Origin of the sequence: Mesorhizobium sp. M7A.F.Ca.ET.027.02.1.1 (genome assembly GCF_004022985.1) — a bacterium.
Taxonomy (GTDB): domain Bacteria; phylum Pseudomonadota; class Alphaproteobacteria; order Rhizobiales; family Rhizobiaceae; genus Mesorhizobium.
The window spans coordinates 1-2576 of sequence record NZ_RZOL01000599.1 but is presented as its reverse complement, the minus strand read 5'-3'; the positions used below and the strand labels follow the sequence as shown (position 1 = coordinate 2576).

Here is a 2576-nt window from a genome sequence, read left to right as displayed (position 1 = left end):
GATTGCCCCGCGGCACAGGTCGCCAACCGGCAGATAACAGCCGCCTATGACGACCCGGCCGCCCTTGCCGAACTGGCAGGCTCGAGTTCCGTCGTCACCTACGAGTTCGAGAACGTGCCGGTTGCAGCCGCCAGTGCGCTGGCCGCCAAGGTTCCGGTCTATCCGCCGGCGCGTGCGCTGGAAGTGGCGCAGGACCGGGTGGACGAAAAAACATTCCTCAACGGCATCGGCATTGCCACCGCCGATTTCCACGCCGTCGACAATGATGACCAGCTGATCGCGGCGCTGAAAGCATTCGACGGCAGCGGTGTCCTGAAGACCCGGCGCATGGGCTATGACGGCAAAGGCCAGCGCGTCTTCCGCAACATGGAAGCCGGCGGCTTCGCCGGCACCTGCGAGGCGATGGGCAATGTGCCTCTGATCCTGGAGGCCTTCGTGCCGTTCGAGCGCGAGATATCGGTGATCGCGGCGCGTGGGCTGGACGGTGCGGTTGTCGCCTACGATCCAGCCGAGAATATCCATCGCAACGGCATTCTCCACACATCGACCTTGCCGGCCGCCATTATGCCGGAGACGGCGGAAGCGGCCCGAACGGCCGCATCGAAGATCCTGTCGGCGCTGAACTATGTCGGCGTCATCGGCGTCGAGTTCTTCGTGCTGGCGGACGGCTCGCTGCTGGCCAACGAGATCGCGCCGCGCGTGCACAATTCCGGCCATTGGACGGAAGCCGCCTGTATCGTCTCGCAGTTCGAGCAGCATATCCGCGCCATCGCCGGCCTGCCGCTCGGCGCCCCGGACCGCCATTCCGACTGTGTGATGGAAAACCTGATCGGCGACGATGTGTTGCGCGTCCCGGAGCTTCTCGCCGAGCCCGATCTGATGCTGCATCTCTACGGCAAGGCCGAAGCGCGGCCCAGCCGCAAGATGGGCCATTTCACTCGGATCAGCCGTCGCGCCTCATAAGGTTGCCTACTGCAAATCGTCGCTCTCGTCCTGCCCTGGATTGGCGCAACTCACATCGCCTTCCTCGCAATTGGCCGCGGCAGCGAGCTGCTTGATGCGATCATTGGTCAGTCTGGTGAGGCATTGCGATACTGCCATCGAATGGATCGAGCCGCCTTGACTGGCGGCGGTGGAATGCGCGCATTCGGCATCGCGAAAAGTGATCCAGGCGCGCTGCGCCACCTGCAGCAATCTCTTGCCGCCGGCGTCATCCGAGCTGGTGAGGTCCTGATAGGCCTTGTTGAGCTTGGCGTCGGCCGCCTGATAGTCTTCGCCGGCACAGATGTTCATCATCTGCTGGCTATCGTCGCTGCGGTCGCATTCCTGCGCGCGAGCAACCGAAGCTGCCGCCAGCAGGACAAGGCAGGCGGACAGGAACATTCGGCGCATGGTTCTCTCCAAATCACTTCACGGCGACCGCATCATCCCAGCCGGCCCCAGGGCCGCGCAATGCCGCAAGGCCGACATGGCGGATAATTGATGACAGGGACGATTCACAGCCGCTATGGAGCACGCTTGCGGTTGACAGGGACAAGGCTCCTCGTTTATGAGCCTCCCACAGTTCAAAGGCGCGTCTTCTGGCGCGCCTTAAAATTTCGACCCGGACCGGGTCCACACCGACAGGCAAGACCATGAAGATCAAGAATTCGCTCAAGGCGCTGAAGGCGCGTCACCGCGACAACCAGTTGGTTCGCCGCAAGGGCCGCGTCTACATCATCAACAAGACCGCCCCGCGCTACAAGGCACGCCAGGGCTGAGTTTTCGGGCAGGAGGCTGTTGCCTCCCCCCATTTGATGCTTGTTGCCGCCTGCCGGCATTTTCACGCCAAATTCAGTTTGACGTTCCGTCGCCCGGGACTAGAGTCCGGCGATGCGGATTCTTTTTGCATTTTTGACATCTCTGCTTGTTTCCGGCGTCATTTATGGCCCGGCATGGGCGGATGATGCTGTCGCGCCGCCGGCCACTCAGGACGCGCCGCCCGCCGCAACGACGAAACAAGCCCGCCTCGACCAGTTGTTCAGCGATCTGAAACGCGAGCGCAACGAAAAGGCGGCCGAGCGGATCGCCGGCAACATCTGGAGCGAGTGGTCGCAATCCGGCAGCGCCTCGATCGACCTGATGATGCAGTGGTCGCAAAAAGCCGTCGAGGGCCAGAAGTTCGACGTCGCGCTCGATTTCCTCGACCAGGTGGTGACTTTGCAGCCGACTTATGCCGAAGGCTGGAACCGGCGTGCCACCGTCCATTTCATGATGAAGAACTACGGCAAGTCGATGTCCGACATCGACCATACGCTGCAGCTCGAGCCGCGCCACTTCGGCGCGCTGTCCGGCCTGGCGCAGATCATGGCGCTGACCGGCCACAAGCAATCGGCGCTCGAGGCCTGGCAAAAGGTGCTGGCCATCTATCCGATGATGCGCAGCGCCCAGGACCAGGTCGGCACGATTTCGGAGGAACTTGCCGGTGAAGGCATTTGATGTCCTGAAGGGAATACGAGAGTAAGGCAGTATGTAAGTGGTGCAGATTGCGCTGTCGAACATATCCCCTACTCCCCTACTCCCCTACTCCCCTACTC

General features: G+C 62.1%; 4 protein-coding genes. 3 read left to right on the top strand and 1 reads right to left on the bottom strand.

From position 1 onward, the window contains the following. Nucleotides 1–963 (top strand): 5-(carboxyamino)imidazole ribonucleotide synthase (locus EN749_RS33940; RefSeq protein ID WP_128364813.1); only part of this gene is annotated, 963 nt, incomplete at its 5' end. A 6-nt stretch (nt 964–969) separates the two neighbouring features. Here the strand turns inward: EN749_RS33940 and EN749_RS33935 are convergent. Beyond that, nucleotides 970–1392: a lysozyme inhibitor LprI family protein gene (locus tag EN749_RS33935; protein ID WP_128364812.1), complete on the bottom strand. Its 423-nt coding sequence runs from the start codon at nt 1390–1392 to the stop codon at nt 970–972. A 242-nt stretch (nt 1393–1634) separates the two neighbouring features. Between EN749_RS33935 and ykgO the strand changes: the two genes are divergently transcribed. Next, nucleotides 1635–1760 (top strand): type B 50S ribosomal protein L36, encoded by a 126-nt coding sequence (ykgO, locus tag EN749_RS33930; RefSeq protein WP_006327841.1) that lies wholly within the window; start codon nt 1635–1637, stop codon nt 1758–1760. Between the two features lie 112 nt (nt 1761–1872). Then, nucleotides 1873–2478 carry a hypothetical protein gene (locus tag EN749_RS33925; RefSeq protein WP_127397019.1) on the top strand — a complete coding sequence of 202 codons (606 nt, stop codon included), beginning with the start codon at nt 1873–1875 and terminating at the stop codon, nt 2476–2478. The last annotated feature ends 98 nt before the right edge of the window (nt 2479–2576 follow it).